The sequence below is a fragment of the Streptomyces sp. NPDC050636 genome (assembly GCF_040654775.1).
GTDB lineage: Bacteria > Actinomycetota > Actinomycetes > Streptomycetales > Streptomycetaceae > Streptomyces.
Map to the genome: position 1 here is coordinate 19,589 of NZ_JBFAIP010000085.1, position 7,878 is coordinate 27,466.

The following is a 7,878-nucleotide window of genomic DNA, read 5'->3' on the forward strand; positions in this document are numbered from 1 at the left end:
GTCGCGGGCCCGGCCATGGCCCATCGGACAGGCCCTAAGGCCGCAGGCGTCAACGGCGGGCCCGGGGCCGGGTGTTCGTACGCTCCGGCACTCGGGTCGCCGCGTCCGCTCCTGACGCGCTGCGGCGCAGCATTCCCGAGCCGAGCGCGACGCCCGCGCCGACCAGCAGGCTGCCGCCCAGCTGGGCGAAGCCGTAGCCGCCGGTTCCGGCGAGCGGGGCGGTGACGGCGGCGAAGACCGGGATCAGGCCGGAGAAGAGGGTGGCGCGTTCGGCGCCGATCCGCTGGATGCCCGCGTACCAGCAGACGAACCCGACGACGGTGACGACGGCGGCCTGCCAGCCGAGCGCCGCCGCCTCCACCGCGTCCGGCATCCGCAGCCATTCCGCCCGGTCGGTCAGCACGCCGAGCCCGCCGAGGAAGCAGCCCTCCAAGGCGGCGATACCACAGACGGCCGCCGAGAGGAGCTTGGGGCCGAGTGGCGCCAGGACCGGGACGGCCAGGACGGCAAAGCCGACCTCGCCGCACAGTGCCGCCACGGACCAGGCGATACCCATGCCGTCCGTACGGCCCCAGCCCTGTACGGCGAACGCGCCGGCGGCGACGAGCAGCGCGCCGTACACCACGGCGGGGCGCGGCCGACGGCCGGCCAGGGCGGGCACGATGACGGCCACGACGACCGGGGCGCAGCCGACGAACACGCCGGGCACGGCCGGTTCCGCGGTCCGCTCCGCCGCCAGGATCGCGAGGTTGAAGCCGAGCATGCCGACGGCGGCGAGCAGGGCGAGGCGGCCCCATTGGCGGGCGGTGAGGGTGCGCAGCGGCGCGGTGCCGCGGCGGCCGAGGAGGGGCAGCAGAAGCAGGCAGGCGAGACCGTAGCGCAGTGCCTGGCCGCCCGCGTACGGGTAGTCGCCGAGCAGGCTGTTGGCGGTGAAGGAGCCGCCGACGAGGAAGCAGGCGAGGGCGGCGAGGAGCACGCCGTGTAGGTGGGTCCGGTTCATGAGACGGACGTTAGGCAGGCGGGTGGTACGTCTTAAGGTCCACTTCTGTGGCGCTGTAGAGGGCCAATTGCGCGGGGATGGGACAGAGCGGGGGCAAGCTGGTGGCGAAGGACGGCGAGACGGACGGCGAGAAGGATGGCGACACGCCGGGAGACGTGGCCTGGAACGCCGCCTGGGAGCTGTTGTTGCCGACGGCGTCGGCGCCGCCGCGGCAGCGTGGCCGGGTCCTCCAGGAGGCACTGCGCGATGCGGTGCGCTCGGGGCGTCTCACCGCCGGGACACGGCTGCCGGCCGGCCGGGAGCTGGCCGCCGACCTGGGCGTGTCGCGGGGCCTGGTGACCGAGGCGTACGAGCAGTTGACGGCGGAGGGCTATCTGCGCAGCCGGCGCGGCTCGGGGACCTGGGTGGGCGGCGCCGTACGGGCCACCGTGGCGCCGGAGGCCGTCGACTCACCGCCGGACCGCCTCCCGGAGGTCGACTTCTCCCCCGGCACGCCCGATCTGTCGCTGTTCCCCCGGGCCGCCTGGTCGGCCGCGCACCGCAGGGCCCTGGCGCGGCTGCCGCATCGCACGCTGGGCTATCCGGATCCGCGAGGACTTCCCGAACTCCGGTCAGCTTTGGCCCAGTTGCTCGCCCGGCGGCGTGGTGTCGCGGCCGATCCCCGGCGGCTGGTGGTGTGTTCGGGAGTGGCACAGGCGCTGACGCTGCTGGGGTTCGCGCTACGGGCCGCCGGGCAGCAGTCGGTGGCCGTGGAGGACCCGGGGAGCCCCGAGCACGCGCAGCTGTTCGCGGCCGCCGGGCTGGCGTCCGTACCGGTGCCGCTGGATGACGAGGGGCCGGATACCGCCGCGCTGACGGCCTCCGGCGCGCGGGCCGTGGTGCTGACCCCGTCGCATCAGTTCCCTTCCGGGATCGCCGTGTCGGCCGCCCGCAGATCGCAGCTGCTGGAGTGGGCGCGGACGGCCGGCGGGCTGCTGATCGAGGACGACTACGACGGGGATTTCCGCTACGACCGGGCACCGGTCGGCGCATTGCAGGGCTTGGACCCGGAGCGGGTGGCGTACACGGGCTCGGTGAGCAAGTCGCTGGCACCGGGGCTGCGGTTGGGGTGGCTGGTGCTGCCGGAGGGGCTGCTCGACGCGGTGGTGGCCCGTAAGCGGACGATGGATCTGGGCAATCCGGTGCTGGATCAGGCGCTGCTGGCCGACTTCGTCGCGCGCGGCGACTACGACCGGCAGCTGCGCCGCTGCCAGCGCGCCTACCGGGAGCGGCGGGACGCGCTGACCGGGGCGTTCGCCGAGCACTGCCCCGGTGCCGTGGTGACCGGGATCGCCGCCGGCCTCCATGTCATCGTCACGCTGCCCGCCCAATACGGCCCCGAGGACCGCTTCCTGGCACGGGCCCGGCGCGCCGGGGTGGCACTGCGGCCGCTCTCCGCCTACCGGAGCACCGGCCCCGCGCCGTCCGGGCGCGACACCCGCGTACGCCTCGTCATGGGCTATGCGCATCTCCCGCCGTCGGACATCGTGCACGGCGTCCGGCTGCTGTTGCGCTGAGGCCGACGCACGGACATCGGGGCGGTGCACTTGCGTTGCCCGACCCGGATCCGCGGCACCCCGCCCTGTCCGGCTCGTGTAGCAGGTCCGTAATCGTCGGGTGGCCGACCTGGCGATCGGTCAGGGCTCTTGCGACCATGGGCGCGGCCCGTGGGGCGTACGGCGCAGGTGGTGTTCACCGCGCGTTCGGCTGCCGGGCATCGGACACCGGTACGAACGGAACGTCACCGAGTCGGTCGAACTACGGAGGTATCAGATGGCGCAGGGATCCGGCAGCGGCTTCGGACGGCGGTCGCTGCTGCAGCGCGCGGCGGGCGGTTCCGCTGCGCTGGCGCTGCCCGCTCTTTCCTGTGCCGCGCCCGCGCAGGCCCGCGGTGCCGCGCCCGCGCAGGCCCGCCAGGGGCGGCCGAGCGCCGACTGGGGCGTGCAGGTCGGCGATGTGACGACGTCCTCCGGCCTGGTGTGGGTGCGGTCCGACCGGCCGGCCCGGATGGTCGTGGAGACCGCGGCGACCGAGTCGTTCCGTAACGCCAGGCGGTGGCACGGACCGGTGCTCGGGGCCGGTACGGACTTCACCGGCGTCACGTCGCTGCACGGCCTGCCGTCGGGTGAGCAGATCCACTACCGGGTGCTGCTCGCCGATCCGGACGAGCCCAGGCGCTCCGGCGAGCCGGTCACCGGCACCTTCCGTACGGCGCCCGACACGCGCAATCCAACTGGTGCATCGCGAAGCGATTCCGACTGGGGCGGTGGTGGGCGACGGGCGGGCGTGCGCTTCCACTGGTCGGGCGATCTGGCCGGACAGGGCTGGGGCATCAATCCGGACCGCGGCGGTTACCGCATCTACGAGGACATGCGGCGCCGCAACCCGGACTTCTTCCTGTGCAGCGGCGACAACATCTACGCGGACAACCCCATCACCGACAAGGTGACGCTGCCGGACGGCCGGATCTGGCGGAATGTCACGACCGAGGAGAAGTCGAAGGTCGCCGAGACGCTCGCGGAGTTCCGGGGCGCGTTCCGCTACAACCTGCTGGACGACAATCTGCGCCGGTTCAACGCCCAGGTTCCCACGATCACCCAGTGGGACGACCACGAGGTGCACAACAACTGGTACCCGGGGCAGCTGCTGGACGACGACCGGTACACGGAGAAGGACGCGGACGTGCTGTCGGCACGGTCGCTGCGCGCCTTCGGTGAGTACTTCCCCATCCGTACGCTGCGCCCGGACGGGGGAGGCCGGGTCTACCGCGTGGTGCGTCACGGTCCGCTGCTGGATGTGTTCGTGCTGGACATGCGGCGCTATCGCAATGCCAATTCGCCGGGGCGGCAGACCGACGACCGGCAAGGGATTCTCGGTGCCGAGCAGCTGCGCTGGCTCAAGCGCGAGCTGTCCCGTTCACGTGCGGTGTGGAAGGTGATCGCCTCCGACATGCCGCTGGGGCTGGTCGTCCCGGACGGCAAGACGGATTTCGAGGCGGTGGCACAGGGTGACCCGGGGGTTCCGCTGGGTCGTGAGCTGCAGCTGGCCGAGCTGCTGCGGCACATCAAGCACCAGAAGGTGACCGGCACCGTCTGGCTGACGACGGATGTGCACTACACGTCGGCACAGCACTACGCGCCCGAGCGGGCGGCGTTCACGGACTTCGCGCCGTTCTGGGAGTTCGTCTCCGGTCCGCTGAACGCGGGCGGGTTCCAGTCGCTGAAGCTCGATGGAACGTTCGGGCCCGAGCAGTCGTTCATCAAAGCGCCGGACCGTGCGAACACCTCCCCTGCGGAGAGTCCGCAGAACTTCGGCGAGATCGACATCGACGGGGGAAGCGGGGAGCTGACGGTGCGGCTGCGTCAGGAGGGCGGCGAGGTCTTGTTCAGTAAGGTGCTCCAACCGGGACGGGTCGGACAATAGTGGGCCAATGCATCGATTCTTCTGATTCCATCTTTTACCCGTCGGACACAATGTGTTGGTGATCAGGCAACACCAGTCCGCAAGGCTGTGTGCATGACTGAGAAAACCTCCGCCAATTCCTCCCGCCGCCACCACTGGCGCCGGGACGTCGTCGAGCTGGCCGCCCTGTTCACGGCCGTGGCCGTGGCGGACGCGGTCGCCAATACGATCGCGCATGTCCCCCGGGGCACAGTGCTGCTGTGCGCCGGGGCCGTCGCCCTGCTCGCCACCGCGGGGTTCCACGTCTGGTGGTCACGCCGCCACGAAACCGGGCCGCCGCCGTCCGATACCGGCACCATGGCGCCGTCCCCCGCCCCGGCCCCCGAGGCCGGCGGGCAGGAGACGGCGCTGTGGCGGATGCGGACCACGGTCCGGGACGAGCCGGGCAGCCTGGCCGCGCTGTGCACCGCGCTCGCCGCGCGCCGGGTGGACATACTGAGCATGCAGACGCACCCGCTGTCCAACGGCACGGTCGATGAGTTCCTGCTGCGCGCGCCGGGCGCGCTGGCGCCGGCCGAACTGACCCGTACGGTGGCCCGTGCGGGCGGCGCGCACACCTGGCTGGAGCGGGCGGACGCCCACGATCTCGTCGACGCGCCGACCCGGATGCTGGGCCTGGCGACGCGTACGGCGCTGGACTCCGCCGAACTCCCCCTCGCCCTACGGCAGTTGCTGGGCCGCTGCACCATCCGCTCGGTGCCCGCGCGCTCGCTGAGCGGGCTGCCGCTCGCCGAGGACGTGCCCGCCGAAGGCGTCCTGGACGAACACACCATGAAGTTCCGCGCCCCCTCCGGGGGCTCTCTCACCATCGAAAGGCCGCAGTTGCCGTTCACGCCCACCGAGTTCGCCCGGGTGCGCGCGCTGGTCGAACTGGACACCAGACTCGGCCAGCGGGTGCCGCCGCGGCGTGATGTCCTCACGCTGCCCGAGGGCAACGAGATCACCGTCCGCCGCGCCGACACCTCCGACCTCGCCGCGGCCCGCGAGATGCAGGACCGCTGCTCCCCGAAGACCCTCTCGCTGCGCTATCACGGCCCGGTCGGTGACACGGACCGCTACCTCGGGCATCTGCTCAGCCCCCGGTTCGGCCGCACCCTGGCGGTGGAGACCGCGTCCGGGCGGCTGGTGGCGCTCGGCCATCTGCTGTGGGACGGCGACGAGACCGAGGTCGCGCTGCTGGTCGAGGATGCCTGGCAGCAGCGCGGGATCGGCGCGGAGCTGCTGCGCCGGCTGGTGGCGATGGCGGCCGAGGCGGGCTGCGACAGCGTCTACGCCATCACCCAGGCCTCCAACACCGGGATGGTGGCGGCGATGCGCGGCCTGGGCCTGCCCCTCGACTACCAGATCGAGGAGGGCACCTTGGTGATCACCGCGCGGCCGACGGACGTGCCGGCCCGGCAGGCCGCCCTGGAGCCCGTCATCGCCCGGGAAGGCTCCGGCCGCCGCTGAGCACCCGCGCTGCCCCCGCCCCGGCGGGGGCAGCGCACCCGGCGCGCAGGCAACGGGACTGTAAAGCGACAGGAACGTCCGGCCTAATGATGGTGACGCAGCGGGTGCATCCATACGAGGATGGCCCGCATGGCCAACACCACTACTTCCGGGGGCAGTCAGCTGCCCCGCCAGGTCGCCGACGCCTATGTCGACGCCCTCGTCGACCTGGACCCGATCACCGGCACCTACCTCGGCGTCGCCGAGAGCTCCGGCAGGCTCCCCGACTTCTCGCCGACGGGCCAGGAAGCGGTGGCCCAGCTCGCCCGCACGACCCTGCAGAAGCTCACCGAGGCCGAGGCCCGGCCGGGCGGCGACAACGCGGCCGAGCGGCGCTGCGCCCGGCTGCTGCGTGAGCGGCTGACCTCCGAACTCGCGGTGCACGAGACGGGCGAGGGACTGCGTACGGTCAGCAACCTCAGCTCGCCGCTGCACCACGTCCGCGATGTCTTCACCGTCACCCCCGCCGACACCGACGAGGACTGGACGGCCATCGCCCGGCGGCTGCGGGCCGTACCGGACGCGCTGGAGGGCTACCGGGCCTCGCTGGACGCCGGCCTCAAGCGGGAGCTGCCCGCCGGGCCGCGCCAAGTCGCCACCGTCATCGACCAGTTGGGTGAATGGATCGGTACGGACCGCAGCTGGTTCGCGGAGTTCACCGACCCGGGCCCGGAGCGGCTGCGCGACGAGCTGACCGAGGCCGCCGCGGTGGCCACCGGCGCCCTGGTGGAGCTGCGCGACTGGTTCCGTGACACCTACGCCCCGGCCGTCGAGGGCGCACCGGACGTCGTCGGCCGGGAACGCTACGGCCACCTCGCGCGTTACTACAACGGCACCGACCTCGACCTGGACGAGGCATACGCATTCGGCTGGGCCGAGTTCCACCGGCTGCTGGCCGAGATGCAGGCGGAGGCGGGGAAGATCCTGCCGGACGCGAAGACCCCGTGGGAGGCGCTGGCCTGGCTCGACGAGCACGGCGAGGCCATCGAGGGCGTCGAGGAGACCCGGCAGTGGCTCCAGTCGCTGATGGACGAGGCCATCGACGCGCTGGACGGCACCCACTTCGAGCTCGCCGAGCGGGTGCGCCGGGTGGAGTCCCGGATCGCCCCGCCGGGCACCGCCGCCGCCCCGTACTACACCGAGCCGTCGCTGGACTTCTCCCGGCCCGGCCGCACCTGGCTGCCGACGATGGGCGAGACCCGCTTCCCGGCGTACGACCTGGTGTCGACCTGGTACCACGAGGGCGTGCCCGGCCATCACCTCCAGATCGCCCAGTGGGCGCATGTCGCCGACAGCCTCTCGCGGTACCAGACCACCGTGGGCATCGTCAGCGCCAACGCGGAGGGCTGGGCGCTGTACGCCGAGCGCCTCATGGACGAGCTGGGCTTCCTGACCAACGCCGAACGGCGGCTGGGCTACCTGGACGCGCAGATGCTGCGGGCCATCCGGGTCATCATCGACATCGGCATGCATCTGGAGCTGGAGATCCCGGCGGACTCGCCGTTCCACCCGGGTGAGCGCTGGACGCCCGAGCTGGCACAGGAGTTCCTGGCCGGCCACAGCAGCCGCCCGGCCGACTACATCGAGAGCGAGGTCATCCGCTACCAGGGCATGGCGGGCCAGGCCATCGGCTACAAGCTCGGCGAGCGCGTCTGGCTCCGGGGCCGGGAGGCGGCCCGTGCCCGGCACGGCGCGGACTTCGACCTCAAGACCTGGCACATGGCGGCGCTGTCGCAGGGCTCGCTGGGCCTGGACGATCTGCTGAGCGAGATCTCGGCGCTCTGACACCGGACAGCCCAGGGCGGCCAGTGCGGCGAGTGCGGCCCCGGACGACCGGGCACCCTCGCGTCCGGGGCGCGGCGGCCGGCCACCACACATCGTGTTGTGGC

Annotated in this window: 5 protein-coding genes; 4 read left to right on the forward strand and 1 reads right to left on the reverse strand. The window is 72.6% G+C overall.

From position 1 onward, the window contains the following. Positions 1 to 49 precede the first annotated feature (49 nt). On the reverse strand, positions 50 to 1,000 hold the full coding sequence (locus AB0I10_RS33410; protein ID WP_363156433.1) for a DMT family transporter: 951 nt from the start codon (positions 998 to 1,000) through the stop codon (positions 50 to 52). A gap of 77 nt (positions 1,001 to 1,077) precedes the next feature. Between AB0I10_RS33410 and AB0I10_RS33415 the strand changes: the two genes are divergently transcribed. The 4 genes from AB0I10_RS33415 to AB0I10_RS33430 all read left to right on the forward strand — a co-directional run bounded on the left by AB0I10_RS33415 (position 1,078) and on the right by AB0I10_RS33430 (position 7,774). Beyond that, positions 1,078 to 2,556, forward strand: a complete 1,479-nt coding sequence (locus tag AB0I10_RS33415) for a PLP-dependent aminotransferase family protein (protein ID WP_363156434.1) — start codon at positions 1,078 to 1,080, stop codon at positions 2,554 to 2,556. 256 nt (positions 2,557 to 2,812) lie between these two features. Next, positions 2,813 to 4,462 (forward strand): alkaline phosphatase D family protein, encoded by a 1,650-nt coding sequence (locus AB0I10_RS33420; RefSeq protein ID WP_363156435.1) that lies wholly within the window; start codon positions 2,813 to 2,815, stop codon positions 4,460 to 4,462. A 93-nt stretch (positions 4,463 to 4,555) separates the two neighbouring features. Then, positions 4,556 to 5,950: a GNAT family N-acetyltransferase gene (locus AB0I10_RS33425; RefSeq protein WP_363156436.1), complete on the forward strand. Its 1,395-nt coding sequence runs from the start codon at positions 4,556 to 4,558 to the stop codon at positions 5,948 to 5,950. A 129-nt stretch (positions 5,951 to 6,079) separates the two neighbouring features. Then, a complete protein-coding gene (locus AB0I10_RS33430; protein ID WP_363156437.1) occupies positions 6,080 to 7,774 on the forward strand; it encodes a DUF885 domain-containing protein in 1,695 nt (564 codons plus the stop codon). The last annotated feature ends 104 nt before the right edge of the window (positions 7,775 to 7,878 follow it).